This window comes from Rhizobium aethiopicum (genome assembly GCF_900094625.1).
In the GTDB taxonomy this organism is placed as follows: domain Bacteria; phylum Pseudomonadota; class Alphaproteobacteria; order Rhizobiales; family Rhizobiaceae; genus Rhizobium; species Rhizobium aethiopicum.
The window spans coordinates 581978-599777 of sequence record NZ_FMAJ01000001.1 but is presented as its reverse complement, the minus strand read 5'-3'; the positions used below and the strand labels follow the sequence as shown (position 1 = coordinate 599777).

21 protein-coding genes are annotated in these 17800 nt (G+C 60.8%); 9 read left to right on the top strand and 12 right to left on the bottom strand.

All coding sequences use genetic code 11. The features are described from left to right. Positions 1 to 11: 11 nt before the first annotated feature. On the bottom strand, positions 12 to 188 hold the full coding sequence (locus GA0061105_RS32715) for a hypothetical protein (RefSeq protein ID WP_167358507.1): 177 nt from the start codon (positions 186 to 188) through the stop codon (positions 12 to 14). A gap of 270 nt (positions 189 to 458) precedes the next feature. Between GA0061105_RS32715 and GA0061105_RS03030 the strand changes: the two genes are divergently transcribed. Next, positions 459 to 740 (top strand): DUF982 domain-containing protein, encoded by a 282-nt coding sequence (locus GA0061105_RS03030; protein ID WP_064691543.1) that lies wholly within the window; start codon positions 459 to 461, stop codon positions 738 to 740. 195 nt (positions 741 to 935) lie between these two features. On the opposite strand, the gene GA0061105_RS03025 is transcribed toward GA0061105_RS03030, so the two are convergent. Beyond that, entirely contained in the window at positions 936 to 1763 is an 828-nt protein-coding gene (locus GA0061105_RS03025; protein WP_064691544.1) for a nickel-binding protein, read from the bottom strand. A gap of 411 nt (positions 1764 to 2174) precedes the next feature. Here GA0061105_RS03025 and GA0061105_RS03020 point away from each other — a divergent pair, with 411 nt between their 5' ends. The 3 genes from GA0061105_RS03020 to GA0061105_RS03010 all read left to right on the top strand — a co-directional run bounded on the left by GA0061105_RS03020 (position 2175) and on the right by GA0061105_RS03010 (position 2967). Beyond that, entirely contained in the window at positions 2175 to 2432 is a 258-nt protein-coding gene (locus tag GA0061105_RS03020; protein WP_064691545.1) for a DUF982 domain-containing protein, read from the top strand. Positions 2433 to 2545: 113 nt separating this feature from the next. Continuing rightward, positions 2546 to 2716: a hypothetical protein gene (locus GA0061105_RS03015; RefSeq protein ID WP_164517744.1), complete on the top strand. Its 171-nt coding sequence runs from the start codon at positions 2546 to 2548 to the stop codon at positions 2714 to 2716. Further along, the gene (locus GA0061105_RS03010; RefSeq protein WP_064691546.1) at positions 2716 to 2967 is read left to right on the top strand and encodes a hypothetical protein; all 252 of its coding nucleotides are present in this window, start codon (positions 2716 to 2718) and stop codon (positions 2965 to 2967) included. The genes GA0061105_RS03015 and GA0061105_RS03010 overlap by 1 nt, the downstream gene beginning before the upstream one ends. A gap of 266 nt (positions 2968 to 3233) precedes the next feature. Here the strand turns inward: GA0061105_RS03010 and GA0061105_RS03005 are convergent, their stop codons facing one another. From GA0061105_RS03005 to GA0061105_RS02990, 4 genes are all read right to left on the bottom strand, one after another. Further along, the gene (locus GA0061105_RS03005) at positions 3234 to 3782 is read right to left on the bottom strand and encodes a nuclear transport factor 2 family protein (RefSeq protein ID WP_092747907.1); all 549 of its coding nucleotides are present in this window, start codon (positions 3780 to 3782) and stop codon (positions 3234 to 3236) included. Between the two features lie 80 nt (positions 3783 to 3862). Then, a complete protein-coding gene (locus tag GA0061105_RS03000) occupies positions 3863 to 4666 on the bottom strand; it encodes an SDR family oxidoreductase (RefSeq protein ID WP_092747905.1) in 804 nt (267 codons plus the stop codon). 54 nt (positions 4667 to 4720) lie between these two features. Beyond that, positions 4721 to 5119: a GlcG/HbpS family heme-binding protein gene (locus GA0061105_RS02995; RefSeq protein ID WP_064712817.1), complete on the bottom strand. Its 399-nt coding sequence runs from the start codon at positions 5117 to 5119 to the stop codon at positions 4721 to 4723. A 171-nt stretch (positions 5120 to 5290) separates the two neighbouring features. Continuing rightward, positions 5291 to 6178, bottom strand: a complete 888-nt coding sequence (locus GA0061105_RS02990; protein ID WP_092747903.1) for an AraC family transcriptional regulator — start codon at positions 6176 to 6178, stop codon at positions 5291 to 5293. A 539-nt stretch (positions 6179 to 6717) separates the two neighbouring features. Between GA0061105_RS02990 and GA0061105_RS02980 the strand changes: the two genes are divergently transcribed. Beyond that, positions 6718 to 7197: a DUF2938 domain-containing protein gene (locus GA0061105_RS02980; RefSeq protein ID WP_092747899.1), complete on the top strand. Its 480-nt coding sequence runs from the start codon at positions 6718 to 6720 to the stop codon at positions 7195 to 7197. 119 nt (positions 7198 to 7316) lie between these two features. On the opposite strand, the gene GA0061105_RS02975 is transcribed toward GA0061105_RS02980, so the two are convergent. From GA0061105_RS02975 to GA0061105_RS02965, 3 genes are read right to left on the bottom strand one after another with little or no spacing between them, the layout of a single operon-like run. Then, positions 7317 to 7958, bottom strand: a complete 642-nt coding sequence (locus GA0061105_RS02975; RefSeq protein ID WP_092747897.1) for a ThuA domain-containing protein — start codon at positions 7956 to 7958, stop codon at positions 7317 to 7319. Positions 7959 to 7976: 18 nt separating this feature from the next. Beyond that, positions 7977 to 9077, bottom strand: coding sequence for a Gfo/Idh/MocA family protein (locus GA0061105_RS02970; protein ID WP_092748319.1), 1101 nt, complete (start codon positions 9075 to 9077; stop codon positions 7977 to 7979). A gap of 30 nt (positions 9078 to 9107) precedes the next feature. Further along, positions 9108 to 10307, bottom strand: a complete 1200-nt coding sequence (locus GA0061105_RS02965; protein ID WP_092747895.1) for an ROK family transcriptional regulator — start codon at positions 10305 to 10307, stop codon at positions 9108 to 9110. A gap of 199 nt (positions 10308 to 10506) precedes the next feature. On the opposite strand from GA0061105_RS02965, the gene GA0061105_RS02960 reads away from it, so the two are divergent. The 4 genes from GA0061105_RS02960 to GA0061105_RS02945 all read left to right on the top strand — a co-directional run bounded on the left by GA0061105_RS02960 (position 10507) and on the right by GA0061105_RS02945 (position 14766). Continuing rightward, positions 10507 to 11811 carry an extracellular solute-binding protein gene (locus tag GA0061105_RS02960; protein ID WP_092747893.1) on the top strand — a complete coding sequence of 435 codons (1305 nt, stop codon included), beginning with the start codon at positions 10507 to 10509 and terminating at the stop codon, positions 11809 to 11811. 81 nt (positions 11812 to 11892) lie between these two features. Continuing rightward, entirely contained in the window at positions 11893 to 12831 is a 939-nt protein-coding gene (locus GA0061105_RS02955) for a carbohydrate ABC transporter permease (RefSeq protein WP_064691556.1), read from the top strand. Next, on the top strand, positions 12824 to 13672 hold the full coding sequence (locus GA0061105_RS02950) for a carbohydrate ABC transporter permease (RefSeq protein WP_064691557.1): 849 nt from the start codon (positions 12824 to 12826) through the stop codon (positions 13670 to 13672). The genes GA0061105_RS02955 and GA0061105_RS02950 overlap by 8 nt, the downstream gene beginning before the upstream one ends. After that, positions 13558 to 14766 carry an ABC transporter ATP-binding protein gene (locus GA0061105_RS02945; protein WP_425348747.1) on the top strand — a complete coding sequence of 403 codons (1209 nt, stop codon included), beginning with the start codon at positions 13558 to 13560 and terminating at the stop codon, positions 14764 to 14766. Before GA0061105_RS02950 ends, GA0061105_RS02945 begins: the two co-directional genes overlap by 115 nt. Positions 14767 to 14982: 216 nt before the next feature. On the opposite strand, the gene kdgD is transcribed toward GA0061105_RS02945, so the two are convergent. The 3 genes from kdgD to GA0061105_RS02930 form a co-directional block, all read right to left on the bottom strand. Continuing rightward, the gene (gene kdgD / locus GA0061105_RS02940; protein ID WP_092747889.1) at positions 14983 to 15909 is read right to left on the bottom strand and encodes a 5-dehydro-4-deoxyglucarate dehydratase; all 927 of its coding nucleotides are present in this window, start codon (positions 15907 to 15909) and stop codon (positions 14983 to 14985) included. 37 nt (positions 15910 to 15946) lie between these two features. Next, positions 15947 to 16921: a mannonate dehydratase gene (locus GA0061105_RS02935; protein ID WP_092747887.1), complete on the bottom strand. Its 975-nt coding sequence runs from the start codon at positions 16919 to 16921 to the stop codon at positions 15947 to 15949. Positions 16922 to 16985: 64 nt separating this feature from the next. Beyond that, positions 16986 to 17696 carry a FadR/GntR family transcriptional regulator gene (locus GA0061105_RS02930; RefSeq protein WP_064691561.1) on the bottom strand — a complete coding sequence of 237 codons (711 nt, stop codon included), beginning with the start codon at positions 17694 to 17696 and terminating at the stop codon, positions 16986 to 16988. Positions 17697 to 17800: the final 104 nt, after the last annotated feature.

The following is a 17800-nucleotide window of genomic DNA, read 5'->3' as shown; positions in this document are numbered from 1 at the left end:
AGTTCCTCCCGTCAATAGCTGCACGAGCGGGCATTGCCGGGTCTGAACCCACCCGCGCAGGCCGGGTTCCTGGAAGTATCCAGCTGATATTGATAATCCTCCCGGTCCTGCCTTGCGGGCGAGGTGCACGCGATCGTGGTCATGCCGATCATCGCGCCGGTCGCGACCAGTGTGAGAAATCGGGTCATCTGAGCTCTCCTGAGGTTGGTCTCTGCAATCTATCATGCCCGCATAAGCAGTTGCGAGGACCTGCGGGACGGTTGCGCGCATCTGATAGGGAATGGCTTAAACGTTCTCGCTCCAGGGGGAAATCCCGGATAATCTGGTCGAGCTATTCTGCGATTATGGAAGTAAGTTCATAGTGTTCCCTGCCGGACAAATCCCGATTTTGTCTTGAACAAACCCGCGGTTTTCAGTAATATTATCCCATAAAAAAGTAATATAAATGGGAGGTTACTATGTCGGAAGCTCGGTTCGAGCCGGTTTTTCTTCATCGTCAGCATTTCGTCGCCGAGATCACATGTCTCGACGAAATCTTCGATTTTCTGGATGAGTGGCCGCAGGACAAGCGAGGTCTGGCATATGACACGCTGCTGAAGGCGTGCAGGGATACGGCCAAGGGGCATTTTCCCCTCAGCGCTGCGCGCGAGAATTTTCGGCGTTTTCTGAAAATGTCGGGCATGCTCGACAGTGGCCCGAAATTCGACCGGATGGGCGATCAAAACATCGGCAATGCTTGAAAAACGGGGCTGGTTCTTGCCGTCTGGCCCGACGCGCCGCGACGTCATCTGCGCGGCGCGCGCCCGATCTCCAATCTCAGCTGGCCGGCGATCGCCTATTCGTTGGTCACGACGAGTGCGGCAGGCCTCGAGAAGCGCCAACAGCCTCAGCGGATTTCACCCGATCTATGCGTCTTACTCGATCGGCGACGCGCTTTAGCCTGGGCCGGCATTGGCCCAGTCGCACCGGAAGACCAGCATGGGCTTTGAAAATCCTTTGAGGCGCCGTCGCGTCGCATGGGCGAAGAGGTCGCTGGCGCCATATTCCCGAAAAATATTCTCCGACACCAGGATCTGGTCGCTGGCGGCGGCTGCGCAGAGGCGGGCCGCGAGCTGCACGGTGGAGCCGAACAGGTCGTTGCTGTCCTCGACCGGTTCGCCGCAGTCGAGCCCGATGCGGATATGGATCGGCTCGGCACTGTCGCCATTATAATGCTGGAATTCCTGCTGGATCGCCCGGGCGCATGCGACCGCCGCGCTCGTTGCGGCGAAGGCGGCCATGATGCCGTCTCCTGTATGCTTGACCTCCCGACCGGAATTTTTGCCGATGCATCGGCGCACGATCGCGTCATGGGCACGCACCAGTTCGGTCGCCATGCGGTCGCCGAGGCGTGCCGTCATCTCGGTCGAGCCGACGATATCGGTGAATAGGATCGCCCGGTGGCCAGGATCCACTGGCGCCGACCGCTGGCCGGGGGCCGGATCGGGGTCATTGATGCGGCCGAGAAAGGCCTCGACCGCCGACAGAGCCACCTCGACGATCTCATTGGCGACAAAACCGTGCGCCTCGCGATGCACGCATTGGACGGTTTCCCTGTCGGGCGCATCCACGAGGCAGAAGGCGGTCCCGCGCCGCTCGTCAAACCAATAAGTAAGGAATTTGACGCCGTATTGATCCTGAATATCGATATCCATGCGATGTGCCTGGGCGACCTCGGCGGGCGAAGTTCCCTTGAGATAGTGCCGGTCCATGAAGATTGGCATCGCGCGTCCTCCAGATCCGCCGCGTGCAAGAGGCGGCATTGTACGAGCTGGATGCGTTCACGTCCACCTCCGGGACAATCAATGACGGATCATTGCAGCACGTTGCTTCCGGAAAAACGACGCGTTGCTGCGCGTTGAATAGAATATTCAAGGAAATAGCCGGTCTTAATGAGTAGGATTGATGCGCCAAGTCTGATATTTACCATAATCGGTCGCTTAATGACTGATGGCAAGGTTTCCGGAACCCATTGAGAAGCTTCAGACGCTGCCGCTCTCAAGCGTCACCTGCCGGACTTTGCATGAGGGACATGTCTGTCACGCCATGGTTGGCCGAGATCGAAGGCCGCTGCCACGGCATGCAAATTGCATATTATCGATTAGCTCGCAGAAATTAGGAAAAGCTGTAGCAAAGTGAGACAGACGGCAAATTTTCGACCGGTGGGCCTGGCCTCGATGGGCCTCGGGCATTATGCCGTTATCAACTCTGTGTGGGATGCCGCGCGCACGCTCCTCCATGACTGGCCGGCGGATGACGGCGAAGAATATCTGGAAGCCGTCAAAGCCTGCCTGGATGCGATTATCGGCGACCTCCCGCCCGAGCATGTGAGGGCCGCCTTTATCAGGGCGGCGCAGGAGGCGGGCATCGCCGTCATAGAAGCCGCTGACTGAGCGCCCGCGTCTCGGTCCCGCTTTTCCTCCCGGTTCCACGAAGCTCGCCCAGGCGCTTGACTTCTCCGGCCAAAAGTCTAAATTAGAACAAAACAGGAACATTGGAGATGGTCATGACACATACGGAACAGGTGATCGCCAACGCCCTTGCCCTCGTCGAAGCCTCCCGCGCCGCCCGCGAGCGGGATCAGCAGCGCCGCGCCGCCTGGCAGAAAAAGGTCGAACTCAGCCGGCCGCTGCCGCCCTTGCCGCGCCCGGTCCAGCTGCCGCTGGCATTGAACTGATGCTGCCGGCAAAAACATTCAAACCCGATCAGCCGCCGCCAGGTCCGGCTTGCTCCAACCCGACTTGGCCTGATCCTGCATGGGAAGTGGAGGCTGTGCTTGCCTGGCATGATGACGATGCCAAGGCGGCGATCCGCTCGCTGCTCGACGACTGCAGACATCTGCGCCGGCAACTAGCGCTGGCGGAAAGCGTGATGAGCCGCGGCATGGCCCGCGGCTGGACGCCGCGATACGAACGCGACGCGCTTTGAAACGTGCCTGCCGCGACGTTAGTTGCGATCGGCGCGACCGCGCCCGTCAAGACGGTTGTTCTTCGACAGCCACTCGAGGGCCGACGGTCACCGATATCGGTCATGGCGCCGAGGAGCCGCAGGAAGAGGGCGGCCAATCGGTCGGCCGGCCGTTCCTGTTATAGATTTCCTGGAAGTGCAGAGAAGGCGACGAGCATCTGGGCGATATGGCACAGGATGCCCGCCGCGCCGCTAGAATGGCAAGTGTGGTTCTGACCAGGAAGACGCTAGTCGGCCGGCGTCACACGGGTCCAGAACGCGTTGAACACCACCGAATCGAACAAAGCCGAGGCACGCACGATCCGGCCGTCGCGCATGTCGAGAAACCAGGCATAGGTGTTTGCGTATGGCTCTCCGTCGCGGGCGATGCCGCGGGCGTCGAAAAAGACGATCACAGTGTCGCCGTCGGCATAAACGTTGCGGATCGTCGGCTTCAGCGGCGCCTTCATTCGGGCATTAAAAGGGCGGATCACCTCACGCAGGAAGGCCTCGCGGCTGGGATAGGTCTTCGATGCCAGCGAGTAGCCCTCGATTGTCCAGCGGGCGTCGTCGGCGAGGAGGTCGTAGGGGCTGCCTGTGCCGGCCGCCCAGGCTCCGAAGCCAGCCTCGACGGCTGCCTTGTTCCGGCGTTCGGTTTCGGTCAGAGACTGCGCTGCGGCGCGGGCTTCGAGCCCGCCCAGAGCAAGAATGGTGGCGGCGATGCCGAGGATTGCATTGAAGATGCGCCTGCTCAGGGATTGCGGCCGGCAGAAGGTTGCCGTTGCGGTGTAGGGCATGGTTTCCTCCAGAAGGTCGAGTTGGTGGGTTAGCACCCGCTGGCCGGGTGCCGCTTGCGGGCTCGCCGCCAGAAGTCTGCTTAGATCTGGTTTTCCCAAGCTCTCAGCTGATGCTCCTTCAGCATGTCCTCGATGACCTTCGGAACGACATTGCGGAACCTGCCGGTGTCGGCTGGAACGACTTCGATCATCCGGTCGATCATTTCCTTCGGGTCCATCTTACCTTCGGGCGTCGCGAAGAAATCGTCGAAACCCTTTCGCAGATCTGCGCGCTTGGTGAAGTTCTTGCCGTCATCCAGCCAGCGGAACGGATTGTCCGCCATCGTCTCGTTGTAGCCGGTGTAGTAGGCCCCCGGATTGATTGTCTGGATCTTGATGCCATAAGGGGCGAGTTCCTGCTGCAGCGCTTCGGCGATCGATTCCAGCGCGTGCTTGGTGGAGACATAGGTTCCCCAGTTGGCCGGGGTGAAGAGGCCGCCCATCGAGGATGTGAAGACCACCTTGCCCGTCTTGCCTTCGCGAACCCATCTCTGGACGACGCCCTGGGTCAGCACCAGCGGCAGAAACACGTTGACTTCGTAGTTCTTGCGAACAAGCTCGATCGGGATTTCCCAGACCGGGCCGGCTTCGCCCATGCCGGCATTGTTCCAAAGAACGTCGATATCCCATCCCTGCGCCTGCTTGATGTCGTAGGGGTCGGTGAGGTCGAGACGCTCGACACGGACGTTCTTCAGACCGAGCGCGGCGACCTCCTCACGCAGCGGCGTCACCTGCGAGGAAACCTGCGTGGTCGCGATGATGCTGTGGCCGTTCTTGGCCATGCCGATGGCGGCGCCCTTGCCGAAGCCGGAGCCTGCACCAGTAATCAAAATGGTCTTGGTCATGAGACATTCCTTTCGATGGTTTCAGGTTGGTCGAAATCAAGTGTCGGCACAGCATCACGTGACGGCCGCAGCCGCTGCCTGTGCAATTTCGAGATCCTGTGGAACCGCTCCGCCGGAAACGCCAACGGCGCCTATCACAGTGCCGTCGCGGGCAAAGAGCGAGATGCCGCCGGCAAACGGAGTCAGGCCGCCGTTGGACAATTCGAGGGCATGGGCGGGCGCGCCGGGCTTGCAATACTCCCAGACGGCCTCACTTGTCGTTTGAAACAGTACGGCCGTGCGGGCTTTTCCCATAGCCAGGTCGATCGAGCCGAGCACTGCGCCGTCCATTCGGCTGAACGCTTTGAGGTGCGCTCCGGCGTCCAGAACGGTGATATTGACCGGCACACCGATCTCATTAGCCCGCGCCTCACCTGCGGCGATGATCCTGCGAGCTTCGTCAATGGTAATCATCTCCTGTCTCCCTTTTTCGTTCAGGGGCGAGCGCTCCCCGCTCGATGAGACAGGTGTATAGGCGGAACCGGTTTTGCAGTATTTTCAGCTCTTGCTGCGCTATGTGCAGATCTTGCGCTCCGGCGTGCCGGCATGCCCGAATGGCGAACCATCTCCGGCGGGCGAAACCCGCTAACCGGTGAAGAGCGCGCGGTATTGGCCGGGCGTCAAGCCGGTCATCTTGCGGAAGACGCGGGTGAAATTCGCCTGTGAGCCGAAGCCGGTATCGAGCGCGATCTCCACGAGCGAGGACCGCGCGAGCCGCAGCTTTTCCTTGGCCGCCTCGATCCGTCGCTCGGTGACGTAGCGATGCGGGGTCAGGCCGGTAGCTTTGCGAAACGTGCGGGCAAAATGAAAGGGGCTGAGGCACGCCTCCGCAGCAAGGTCATCCAGCGAGATTTCGGCTGCGATGCGGGCTTCGATGAAATCGAAGACGCGTTGCAGCCTTCTTGGGTTGACAGTCGGCGCCCGTGCGGCGGGTTGCCAGCGAACAGACGAATAGGTGCTGAGCAGGTGCGCCGCCAGCGCCATTTGAACGCCGTCGAGGAAGAGGCGATCAGTAGGCTCAAGCCTTCTGTTCAACAAACCCCGAAAGAGCTGGCCGATCTGCAGCACCATGGGATCGGGAACGCCACCCGCATAGGCGAGCTGCACCTTGGCCGGGTCGATGTCGAAGTTTGAAAGCGCGGTCGCACCGACGAGCGACGGCGGTAGGAAGATGTGCAGGGACTCGGGCATGGTACCCATGATTTCCACCGCGCTCTCATGGACACCTGCCGGACACACCCAAGCGACGCCGGGGCGAGCGATTGCCTCTCGCCTGTGGCCATCACCAGTCCACCGGATCTTCGACTGACCCGAGAGCAGGACGGCAACTTCCGTGCACTCAAGTGTAAGGTCGACCTGCCAGCCCGGATCGAAATGCCTGAGTTCGACCTGCAACGATGAGCAATTCACGAGCCCACCCACTCGCTCGCTGGTCCGATACTTCCTGTCCCCTTGCGACTCTACGAAAGACATGGCGCTTCCCGCCGTGAAGATAGATATAAATTCGAGTTGTTCAGTCTCGGCAGGCCGGATGCCGCGTCGCGCTGCCGGCAATCTGCAATCAACTTTGATTTATTGTATGAATAACTTCCGGAAGCGCCGCATTGTTGTGAGGTGCCCGAGTATTACGATTAGTATTTTTGGCTGAAATTCAGGGAAGCGCAAGTCCCCTGGCGCCAGGCGCTACCGCATCCTTCTTGCGGCTTCGCCACCAAGCATGTCGGCCGCCATGGATGCCGCTGATCATGCTTTGGGATGGCCGAAGGGGCATCGCCTGGAGGCAACGGCCATCGCGCGAAAGTCCGGCGAAATCGGAGCTGTTCAGTTCGCTCCGGTAGAATGGCATCGCCATTGACCCCCGCGTCTCATGATAGAGCTATGGTGGGCATCAGGGCAATCCGCTGACATGCCGATTGCAACAGAACAGGTAGCGTGCACCAACGCCATTGCGCTGAACCGGCTGCAATGATCTTCTGGCGCTTCTTCACGTCAACGCTTTCCGGTGATTCCCGATGTTCGATATTCTGTGGCGCGGTCTGGCGATCGGCGCCGGTGCAACCATCCTCATGGACCTCTGGGCGATCGTGCTCGCCAAGGTCTTCGGCCAGCCGCCGGCCAATTGGGCGCCGGTCGGCCGCTGGTTCCGGCATCTCGGCCGCGGCAAGGTCTTTCATGAGAACATCGCCGATGCCGAGCCCTATGCTCAAGAACTCGCTCTCGGCTGGTTCAGCCACTACGCCGTCGGCATTCTCTATGGCGTTATCTTTGCACTCATCATGGGAGAGGGATGGCTCGCCGCACCCACATTTCTTCCCGCCTGGATTTTCGGCATCATCACCGTCGGGGCAGGGTGGTTCCTGCTGCAGCCGGGCCTCGGCCTCGGCTGGGCCGCCTCGAGACATCCGAAGCCGAACAAGGTCCGGTGTTTGAACCTCCTTGCGCATACGGTGTTTGCGCTGGGGCTTTACGGCACGGCGTTGATTTTGCGCTGAGATTGACGCTTGCCCCTCATCCGCCGGCCGGCACCTCACTCCGTCATAGCGGGGAGAGGGTTAGGGTAGGGGTAGTTAGGGTGAGGGGCAGCCCATTGGCACGTGCGAACGATCCTATTTCACCGCGCCGCCCAATTGGCGCCGCGGCGGAAGATCGTCTTCATCTCGGGAACGTCGAATTCCTTGGCCTGATGGCCGAGCGAGGAATAGAAGACGCGGCCCTTGCCGTATTTGCGCTTCCAGACGACCGGCATGACGACGCCGTCGATCCAGTAGGCGTGTTCGCCGGTGAACCTGGTTGTCGCCAGCACCTCGTTCGACGGGTCGACATGCATGTAATATTGCTCCGAGGTGTAGGGGAAATCGGCAATCCCCGCCATCAGCGGATCGTCGGGACGGGTGATGTTGACGGTATAATCGATGATGTTGCCGGGATGGGCCACCCATTGGCCGCCGATGATGAACTGGTAGTCGACGGAGTCGCGGAAGGCATCGCCGGCACCGCCGTGATAGCCGGCAAGGCCGACGCCGCTTTCGATCGCGGCGGCGAGGTTCTTGACCTCTTCCTTCTCGATCTTCGACATCGTCATGATCGGCACGACGAGGCTGAGATCATGGACGGAAGGGTCGGCAAGCGCCTCGGTGCCGTGTTCGAGATAGACCTTGAAGCCGTCTTCCTCCAGCATGGTCTTGATGATTTCGGCGCATTCCTGCGGCTCGTGGCCGCTCCAGCCGCCCCAGACGATCAGTGCTTCACGCATTCTCTATTCCTCCTGAAATTATTTCGCCAGCCGTCCGTCGATGAGCGCATCGGATAACGGGGCAGGGCGTTCCACCGCTGTGGTGATCGTCACCGTCCGGCCGGTTTCGGACGCTGTATGGAAGGCTTCCATCACTTCGAGCACATGCAGTGCCAGGTCGCCGTTGGCGCGGTGCGGCCGGTTCGAGCGGATCGCATGCGCCATGTCGGCGACGCCGAGCGAGCGGAAGTTGCCCTCGGCGTAGGGTGCAGTGACCGGCTGGTCTTCGAAGGCGCCGCCCTTCTTCAGATATTCGACAGGACCGCCGAACTTGTTGGGGTCGGGCACGATGAGCGTGCCCTCGGTGCCATAGACCTCGAGCGGCACATGCTTGTGGCCGGCGACGTCGAAGCTCATGGCGATCTGCACGACGGCGCCACTGGCAAAAGCCATCATGCCGGCGACATGGGTTGGCACATGCACGGGGATGCGCTCGCCATTGCGCGGTTCGCTGGTCACGAGCCGCTCATTGCGTGGCGTCGTCGCAAAGCCGGCAACCTGAGCAACCGGTCCGAGGAGATTGACGAGATCGGTGATGTAATAGGGCCCCATATCGAGCATCGGCCCGCCTCCGACTTCGTAGTAGAAGGCGGGGTTCGGATGCCAGCGCTCATGGCCCGGGCACATGAATGTAGCCGAGCCGCCGACCGGCTGGCCGATGACGCCCCGGTCGATCAAGGCGCGGGCCGTCTGGTGACCGCCGCCGAGGAAGGTGTCGGGTGCGGCGCCGATGCGCAGATTCCTCTCCTTGGCGGCGTCCGCCAATTTTTTCCCTTCTGCGAAATTAATCCCTAGCGGCTTTTCCGAATAGGTGTGCTTGCCGGCCTCGAGCGCCTGGAGCGCGACGGCGACATGGGATTTCGGAATGGTCAGATTGACGATGATTTCGATCTTGGGGTCCGCAAAGAGCTCTTCGACCGTCTTAGCGGGAACGTTGAATTCGCGAGCCTTTGCCTCTGCGAGTTCACGGTTGAGATCGGCGACGCCGCGGATGTCGAGAATGGGAAAGGAGGCCATCGCCGTGAGATAGGCGCCCGAGATATTGCCGCATCCGATGATGCCGATACCGACTTTGTCCATGAATTCCTCCATTGATCTTGATTGCGCTCCTCAGAGCGCCGGCCCGGTGGTGCTCCAGGGCGATTCGTAAAGTTCGTAGAGCGCCACCGCGGCGGCACCCTGCGCCCAGAAATCATCGCTCGAATCGTCGAAGACGAGTTCGCTTACCCCCTTCAGCGAGGGCGGAATGGCGAGCGCATAGGCATCGCGCAGGCTGTTCAAAAAGGGTTCGCCGAGCGCCAGGCTGGAGCCGACGAGAATGACGCGCGGCGGCGCAAACAGCGTGACGATATTGGCAATGGTCAAGCCGACTGCTTCACCGGCGCGGATTGCAGCGCCGATCAGCCGGTCGTCATCTGCCTTGATCAGCGCCTGGGCATGGGTCATGCCGCGCCCGAGGCGGATCGCTTCGGCAAAACGGCCGTCTGTCTGCTGTTCGCCGAGAATAGCGCTTTCTCCGGCCTGGCTGAAGAGCCGCACCACGCCGTTCGGCCCCATGCCGAGTACCAGGTCACCGAGATTATGGCTGAGGCCGCCGGCGCCGCGGAACAGGCGGTTGCCGTGCAACACGCCGAGCCCCAGCGTTTGTTCCAGCGAAATCAGCACCATATCCTCGAGATCCCGGGCTCTTCCGAACCAGTGATGGCCGAGCGTGATGGCATGGGCGTCGCTTTCGACGATCGTTGGCGTCGACAGCCGCGTCGACATCTCGGCGGCGAAATCGACATTGGTGTCGCGAAAGATCGGGCTGCTTCTGATGTAGCCGGTACGATGCTCGATGACGCCGGGAAAGCCGAGGCAGACGCTGTCGACATCTTCGAGTGACAGCCCCGCATCGACGACGCAGCGCCTGACTCCATCCTCGACCAGATCGGCGATGACGCCGATCGGCTGGCGGTCGATGCGGATCGGCAGGGCGAGCTTCGACAGCACGTCGCCGCGGAAATTGGTGACGACAAACACCATCCGGTTGGCGGCGATCTTGCCGCCAACGACGCGGGCGGCATCGGGATTGAGCTCCAGCGCCACGCGCGGCCTGCCACGCACGGCTTCATTGCGGATATCACCTTCATGACGCGGCAGGATCAGCCCGTCATCGAGCAGTGAGGCGGTGATGGCGGAGACGGTTGTTGTCGAGAGTTCGGTGCGCTCGCTGATCTCGATGCGCGAGATCGGTCCATGGCGCCTGATGGTGTCGAGCACGTTCAAGCGATTGATCGCGCGCATCAATTCTGGATCTGCAGTCTTCATGAAAATTTGCCGGCAGTCGGTTCGTTGGGCGGACGCCAATATTTTTAACGGGTTACGAAATAAATAGCAGCCAATTTCGCGGGGCTGTCAAGCGTATTTGAGAAAAATTAACGCATCGGGTTGACATCCGGCAAAAGGTCCGCTGAATTAATCCGCATAGGGGAAAAATTGTGAGGATAGGTCCCCTGGGAGGAAAATCATGAATTTTATGTCGAACGGCGCCGCTTCCGGCGGCAGGCGCATCGTATCCATGGCCGCGGCAGCCGGCATGTTGCTGGCCGGAGCAGGAGCTGCCTCGGCGGCGACGGTGGTGAAGTGGTTACATCTCGAGCTCGATCCGAAAAACGTCGCGGCCTGGGAGGACATCGTCAAGAAATACGAAGCCCAGCATCCCGATGTCGACATCCAGATGCAGTTCCTCGAAAACGAAGCCTTCAAGGCCAAGCTTCCCACCCTGCTGCAGTCCGACGACGTGCCGGACTTCTTCTACAGCTGGGGTGGCGGCGTGTTGAAGCAGCAGTCCGAGACCGGCGCGCTGCAGGATGTGACGACAGCCCTCGACGCCGATGGCGGCAAATTGCGCAAGGCCTTTACCCCGGCTTCGGTCGACGGCCTGACCTTTGACGGCAAGACCTGGGCAATCCCTTACAAGGTCGGTCTGGTCAGCTTTTTCTATAACAAGGCGCTGTTTGCAAAGGCCGGCGTCAAAGCCGAGGACATCAAGAGCTGGGCGGATTTTCTCGCTACCGTGAAGAAGATTAAGGCAGCCGGCATCGTGCCGATCGCCGGCGGCGGCGGTGACAAATGGCCGATCCACTTCTACTGGAGCTATCTGGTGATGCGTGAAGGCGGCCAGAAGGTTTTCGACGCGGCCAAGAACGGCGAGGGCGAAGGGTTCCTCGATCCTGCGATCATCAAGGCCGGCGACGATCTTGCCGAACTCGGCAAACTCGAACCTTTCCAGCCCGGTTATCTCGGCGCCACTTGGCCACAGACGCTCGGCGTCTTCGGTGACGGCAAGGCGGCGATGATCCTCGGCTTTGAAACGACCGAAGCCAACCAGCGCAAGAATGCCGGCGACGGCAAGGGTTTGGCGCCAGACAATATCGGCCGTTTCGTTTTCCCGACGGTCGAAGGCGGCGCAGGCAAGCCGACTGATACGCTCGGTGGCCTGAACGGCTGGGCGCTCACCAAGAAGGCCTCCAAGGAAGCGATCGACTTCCTCGCTTTCCTGACCAATGCGGACAATGAACGGGCGATGGCCAAATCAGGCATGCTCCTGCCTGTTGCCGTCGGCGCCGATGACGGCGTCGTCAACCCGCTGCTCGCCGAATCGGCAAAACAGCTTGCGGGTTCGACCTGGCATCAGAACTTCTTCGACCAGGATCTCGGTGCGGCAGTCGGCCGCGTCGTCAACGACGTCTCGGTGGAAATCGTCTCCGGCCAGATGAACTCCAAGGACGGCGCCCAGATGATCCAGGACGCTTTCGAACTGGAGCAATAACCAGCGCCCGCAGGACCTTCCGGCGCTCCTGCCAATCGGGAGCGCCGGCATCGCTGCCGACGAGATGCGAAAGCAGGAACCATGGCCAATATCTCAGTCTTATCGACCCCGAGTGCCGCAAGGCCGGCAAGACGAGCCGCAAATAAAAAGAGCTCGGTTGCCCACGACCGGCTGACGGTGCTGTTGCTGTTTCTGCCGCCGGCGCTGCTGCTCTTCACGCTCTTCGTCATCATGCCGATGGGCGAGGCGGCCTGGTACAGCCTCTATAAGTGGAACGGCTACGGCACGCCGACCGAGTTCATCGCGCTTCGTAATTTCCAGGTCCTGTTCCGCAACGCGGCATTCACCCAGGCGCTGGTCAATAACGGCCTGATCATCGTCATCTCGATCTGCATCCAGGTGCCGCTTGCCATCTGGCTGGCGACGATGCTGGCGCACCGCATTCCCGGCGTCGTCGGCTACCGCCTGATCTTCTTCCTGCCCTATGTGCTGGCCGATGTCGCCGCAGGCCTCATCTGGCGCTTCGTTTACGATGGCGATTACGGCCTGTTTGCCGCCGTTTCCAACTTTTTCGGTTTCGCCAATCCCTACGTGCTCGCCGACAAGGACTTGGCGATCTATGCCATCCTCGGGGTCATCGTCTGGAAATATTTCGGCTTTCACATGATGCTGTTCATCGCCGGCTTGCAGTCGGTCGACAAGAACGTGCTGGAGGCGGCTGAAATCGACGGCGCCACCGGCTGGCAGAAGTTCCGCTACGTCACGCTGCCGCTGCTCGGTTCGACATTGCGCCTGTCCATCTTCTTTGCCGTCGTCGGCTCGCTGCAGCTCTTCGACATGATCATGCCGCTGACCGGCGGCGGGCCGTCCAACTCGACGCAGACGATGGTCACCTTCCTCTACACCTACGGTGTCATGCGCATGCAGGTGGGCTTGGGCAGCGCCGTCGGCGTCGTGCTGTTCATCATCTGCGTGACACTCGCCTTCGGTTACAAAAGGATCTTCATGCGCCATGACTGATATGAGCTCTTCCATCCGCATGAGCACATCCACCCGGATCTATCTCTACGTGTCGCTGAGCCTGATCGCGGCGATCGTACTGGTGCCGCTGCTGACGACGGCGCTCGGCGGCTTCAAGACCCTGGGCGATCTGCGCACCAACCCGTTCGGCCTGCCGACGGAATGGCAATGGACGAATTATACCGACATTCTCTTCGGCGAGCGCTATTGGCTGCAGATCGGCAATTCGCTTGTCATTGCAGCGCTGACCGTGCTGTTGACGCTGATCGTCTCGTCGATGGCCGCCTTCGCCTTTGCCCATGTCCGCTTCTTCGGCTCGTCCTTCCTGCTCAATTATTTCCTGCTCGGGCTGATGTTTCCGGCGGCGACCGCGATCCTGCCGCTCTTCATCCGCATCCGCGATCTCGGCCTGCTCAATACCTATTGGGGCGTCGTGCTGCCGCAGGTGGCCTTCGGCCTCGGCATGAGCATCCTTTTGTTCAGGAACTATTTCCGCAATCTTCCGGAAGAATTGTTTCAGGCGGCCTTCGTCGACGGTTGCGGTTACCTCCGCTTCTTCTGGCATATCTCGCTGCCGCTCTCCCGCCCGATTGTCGCCACCGTCAGCATCATCTCCTTCGTCGGCAGCTGGAACAGCTACATCCTGCCGCTGATCATGCTCAATTCTGAATCCAAATATCCCTGGCCGCTCGGGATCATGGTCTATCGCGGCGAATACGGCACGGAATGGCAATTGGTGCTGGCCTTCATCACGCTGACCATCCTGCCCACCATCATCGTCTTCTTCGTCGCCCAGAGACACATCATTGCCGGATTGACTGCCGGCGCCGTCAAGTCCTGATCCAATCATTGGAGTGCATCATGGCATCCGTTGAACTGAATGATGTAAGCAAGGCCTATGGCGCCGTCGACGTCATCCACGGCATCTCTCTTCATATCGACGACGGCGAGTTCGTCGCGCTCGTCGGCCCGTCCGGCTGCGGGAAATCGACGCTGCTGCGGATGATCGCCGGCCTCGAGGAGATCACCGGCGGCGACATTGCCATCGGCGGCAATGTCGTCAACGGCATGACGCCGCGCGAGCGCAACATCGCCATGGTCTTCCAGTCCTACGCGCTTTATCCGCACATGACCGTCGCCGAAAACATGGGTTTCAATCTGAAGCTCGCCGGCGTTGCCAAACCCGAGATCGAGGCCCGCGTCTCTGAGGCCGCCCGCATGCTCGATCTCGCCAGGCTGCTCGACCGCAAACCGGCCCAGCTTTCCGGCGGCCAGCGCCAGCGCGTCGCCATGGGACGCGCCATCGTGCGCAACCCTGCCGTCTTCCTGTTCGATGAGCCGCTCTCCAACCTCGATGCGAAACTGCGCGTGCAGATGCGCTCGGAAATCAAGACGCTGCACCAGAAGGTCCGGACGACCTCGATCTATGTCACCCACGACCAGATAGAGGCGATGACGCTCGCCGACCGCATCATCGTGCTTAATCACGGCAGGGTGGAGCAGGCGGGGACGCCACTCGAACTCTACAAGAAGCCCGCCAATCTCTTCGTCGCCGCCTTCATCGGCTCACCGGCGATGAACATGCTCGAGGGCACGGTCGACGGCGAAAACGGCGAGCCCGCCGCCCGCCTCGAAGACGGTACGGCGATCCGCATCGCTCGCGACCGCAAGGTCAAGGCCGGCCAGGCCGTCACCATCGGCCTGCGCCCCGAACATCTCGTTCCAGGTATTGGAAACGGGACGCCGCTTGCCGGCCGGACCATGCTGGTGGAACCGACAGGTGCCCAGACCCATGTGGTCTTCGATCTCGCCGGACAGCAGGTGACGGCGATCGTCGACGGCGAATACCCCGCCCGCTACGGCGCCGTGTTCGAAGCAAGCATCACCAGCGACCAGGTGCACATTTTTGACCGCGGGACTGGTATGGCGCTGTAGGCGAGGGCCATTAGGGCTGCGATATTTTCAGCCTGGGAGATTGCCGAGATCTGCCCCTCATCCGCCTGCCGGCACCTTCTCCCCGCTCGCGGGGAGAAGGGATATGCCGCGCCGGCTTCCTCCATCTCCACATTGCTTTTGGTACGTCCCCTCTCCCCGTTTTACGGGGAGAGGGTTAGGGTGAGGGGCAACCCGCCGGAGCAAACATCTTCGCTTTTACTCCGCCGCAATCCGTTCGACGCCGTTGGCCTGGACGATCTTTTCCAGCAGCGCGAGCTCCTCCTGCGTAAGATCCGTCAAAGGCGGGCGTACCGGCCCTGGATTCTGGCCAAGCACCTGGAGGCCGGCCTTGATGATTGACACAGCGTAGCCCTTCTTGCGATTGCGCAGGGCGACGAAGGGGAAGAAGAAGCTTTTCAGGATCTCGTCGACGGTCGCCTGATCGCCGTTGCGCAAGGCGCCATAGAAGCGCTGCGCCAGTGCCGGGACAAAGTTGAAGACGGCCGAGGAATAGGTGGTCACGCCGGCGGCGAAATAGGCTTGTGCATAGACCTCGTGGGTCGGCATGCCGCCGACATAGACGAGGCGGTCGCCGAGCAGCGTGGTGATCTCGATCACCTTGTCGACATCGCCGACGCCGTCCTTGAAGCCGATCAAGTTCGGGCATTCCTCGGCAAGCCGCGCGATGCTGTCGGCTGTCAGAATGGCATTGTCGCGGTTATAGACGATGACGCCGATGCCGACCGACCGGCAGACCGCCTTGACATGGGCGATCAGGCCGGCCTGTTCGGCAAACATCAGATAGGGCGGCAACAGCAATAGTCCGTCGGCGCCTGCCTTTTCGGCCGCTTGTGCGATCTCGATGGCAAGCGAGGTGCCGTAGCCGGTTCCCGATATGATCGGCGTCTTGCCGGCCGAGGCCTTGGCAGCCTGGATGACGGCGGGAATCTCGCTCGGGTTGAGGGAGAAGAATTCACCGGTGCCGCCGGCGGCAAACAGCGCGGCGGCGTCGTAGCCAGCGAGCCACTCGACATGACGGCGGTACTTCGCCTCGTCGAATTTAAGCTGATCGTCGAAATGCGTGACCGGAAACGAGAGCAGGCCACTGCCGACGGCCTTCTTCAGTTCAATCGGGTTCATCATCAAGTCCTATTCCTTACGTGTTGAAAATGGGGCCGCCTCAGGCGCTTTCGAGCGTCTGCAGCAAGGCTGCGATATAGCCGTAGCAAAAGGCGAATGCGGTGGCGGAAGGATCCTTGCCGCTGACGGTCGGCACGTGATCGGGCATCAGCATGTATTTGTAGCCGACCTCCTTGTAGATCCTGGCCGAGCGGACCATGTCCATGTCGCCCTCATCAGGGAAAGTTTCCATGAAGGACAGCTTGCCGCCGCGAATATTGCGGAAGTGGACGTTGAAGATCTTGTTGCGCTCTCCGAACCAGCGGATGATGTCGTCGATCTCTTCGCGGGGATTTTCGAGCATCTCGCCGACCGAGCCCTGGCAGAAATTGAGGCCGTGATAGGGGTTTTCGCGCATCTGCACGAATTTCTTCAGCCCTTCCACCGTCCCCAGCACCCGCGTGACGCCGCGATAGCCGGGCGGCGTATACGGGTCGTGCGGGTGGCAGGCGAGCCGGACGCGATTGCTTTCGGCGACCGGAACGACTCGTTCGAGGAAGTAATCGATCCGCTCCCAGTTTTCGTCCTCGGAGAGCACGCCGGCAAGGCCCGGTGCTGCCTGCTGATCGGTCTTCTCCCAGCGGAAGCTCGCATTCATCGAGCCGCCGCGTCCCGGTTCGTCCGGCGTGCGCGGAATGCCGATCAGGTTGAGATTGTATTTCACTGCCGGAATGCCGGCGGCTGCGACATTCTCGATCATATGGCAGACGGCATCGATCTGCCGGTCGCGCTCGGGACCGGCGAGCAGGATGTCAGGATAGGAGGCTTTTTCGATCGGCTGCGAGGGCAGGGGCAGCTGGATCATGTCGAGGATCAGGTCGAAGCTTTCAACCTTGTCGCGATGACGCTCGATATCGGCAAGCGTCCAGCTGCTCGGCTTCCCCGGCGGATCGGCGCTGATATGCTTCACCCCCAACTGCGCGAAGATCCGATAATCGTCATCGTCGCGCGCCGCCACCTGTGTTCCAAGATACATCGAAGACCTCTCCAAATTCTACAATGTCATATGACATAATATGAATTTTTGAGGGTGTCGAGCCCTATTGCTGTTCGGCGAGCATCCGATAACGCCGTTGGCTCGCCATCAGATGCGCGCGCATCGCCTGGCGGGCACGGTCGGGATCCTGATCGGCGATTGCCGACAGGATTTCCACATGCTCGGCATAGACCTTCTGCAGATACTCGCGGTCGTTTGCCTCCGGCAGCGTGGGAAACTGCCCGCGGGGGATGGCGCGGGGGCCGAAATGACGCAGGACATCGACATAGAATCGGTTGTTGGTGGCGGCCGCGATTGCCATGTGAAAGGCGTAGTCGGCCTCGACCGTCTGCTGTCCGCTTTCGATTAGTTGCGCCATTCGACGGTTGGCCTCGCGGATCGCCGCTTCCTGCTCGGCCGTGCGGCGATAGGCGGCAATCGCCGCCGCTTCGCCCTCCGCGGCCATGCGAAACTCCAGCAATTCAAGCGTTTCCGGGATGCTTTTGATCTCCACCGGCGTCAGTGACATGACCGAATGGATCTTTGGATCGGCGACAAAGACGCCTTTGCCCTGGATCGGCCGGACAAAACCTGCAGCCCTCAAATCCGCAATGGCCTCACGCACCACGGTGCGGCTGACGCCGTAGGTCGATTCGAGCTGCGGCTCGGTCGGCAGCTGGTCGCCGACGCGCAATTTCCCCGTTTCGATCTGCGCTCGCAGCTGATCGATAACCTGCTGTGCCAGTCTTTGCCGACCACGGCCGAGTGTCGTCATTCTCGTTTCCCCAGTTCCTTTGCCTCAAGTCTTCCGCACGGTCTTGCAAATCAAATCCGACTTCGATAAATCATAATACGACATACGGACGACATAATATGTCT

Excerpts from the sequence above, each read along its gene's own strand:
- GA0061105_RS32715 (WP_167358507.1), bottom strand. The coding sequence starts at position 188 with ATGACCCGATTTCTCACACTGGTCGCGACCGGCGCGATGATCGGCATG.
- GA0061105_RS03030 (WP_064691543.1), top strand. The coding sequence starts at position 459 with ATGTCGGAAGCTCGGTTCGAGCCGGTTTTTCTTCATCGTCAGCATTTC.
- GA0061105_RS03025 (WP_064691544.1), bottom strand. The coding sequence starts at position 1,763 with ATGCCAATCTTCATGGACCGGCACTATCTCAAGGGAACTTCGCCCGCC.
- GA0061105_RS03015 (WP_164517744.1), top strand. The coding sequence starts at position 2,546 with ATGACACATACGGAACAGGTGATCGCCAACGCCCTTGCCCTCGTCGAA.
- GA0061105_RS03010 (WP_064691546.1), top strand. The coding sequence starts at position 2,716 with ATGCTGCCGGCAAAAACATTCAAACCCGATCAGCCGCCGCCAGGTCCG.
- GA0061105_RS03005 (WP_092747907.1), bottom strand. The coding sequence starts at position 3,782 with ATGCCCTACACCGCAACGGCAACCTTCTGCCGGCCGCAATCCCTGAGC.
- GA0061105_RS03000 (WP_092747905.1), bottom strand. The coding sequence starts at position 4,666 with ATGACCAAGACCATTTTGATTACTGGTGCAGGCTCCGGCTTCGGCAAG.
- GA0061105_RS02995 (WP_064712817.1), bottom strand. The coding sequence starts at position 5,119 with ATGATTACCATTGACGAAGCTCGCAGGATCATCGCCGCAGGTGAGGCG.
- GA0061105_RS02990 (WP_092747903.1), bottom strand. The coding sequence starts at position 6,178 with ATGTCTTTCGTAGAGTCGCAAGGGGACAGGAAGTATCGGACCAGCGAG.
- GA0061105_RS02980 (WP_092747899.1), top strand. The coding sequence starts at position 6,718 with ATGTTCGATATTCTGTGGCGCGGTCTGGCGATCGGCGCCGGTGCAACC.
- GA0061105_RS02975 (WP_092747897.1), bottom strand. The coding sequence starts at position 7,958 with ATGCGTGAAGCACTGATCGTCTGGGGCGGCTGGAGCGGCCACGAGCCG.
- GA0061105_RS02970 (WP_092748319.1), bottom strand. The coding sequence starts at position 9,077 with ATGGACAAAGTCGGTATCGGCATCATCGGATGCGGCAATATCTCGGGC.
- GA0061105_RS02965 (WP_092747895.1), bottom strand. The coding sequence starts at position 10,307 with ATGAAGACTGCAGATCCAGAATTGATGCGCGCGATCAATCGCTTGAAC.
- GA0061105_RS02960 (WP_092747893.1), top strand. The coding sequence starts at position 10,507 with ATGAATTTTATGTCGAACGGCGCCGCTTCCGGCGGCAGGCGCATCGTA.
- GA0061105_RS02955 (WP_064691556.1), top strand. The coding sequence starts at position 11,893 with ATGGCCAATATCTCAGTCTTATCGACCCCGAGTGCCGCAAGGCCGGCA.
- GA0061105_RS02950 (WP_064691557.1), top strand. The coding sequence starts at position 12,824 with ATGACTGATATGAGCTCTTCCATCCGCATGAGCACATCCACCCGGATC.
- GA0061105_RS02945 (WP_425348747.1), top strand. The coding sequence starts at position 13,558 with ATGGCAATTGGTGCTGGCCTTCATCACGCTGACCATCCTGCCCACCAT.
- kdgD (WP_092747889.1), bottom strand. The coding sequence starts at position 15,909 with ATGATGAACCCGATTGAACTGAAGAAGGCCGTCGGCAGTGGCCTGCTC.
- GA0061105_RS02935 (WP_092747887.1), bottom strand. The coding sequence starts at position 16,921 with ATGTATCTTGGAACACAGGTGGCGGCGCGCGACGATGACGATTATCGG.
- GA0061105_RS02930 (WP_064691561.1), bottom strand. The coding sequence starts at position 17,696 with ATGACGACACTCGGCCGTGGTCGGCAAAGACTGGCACAGCAGGTTATC.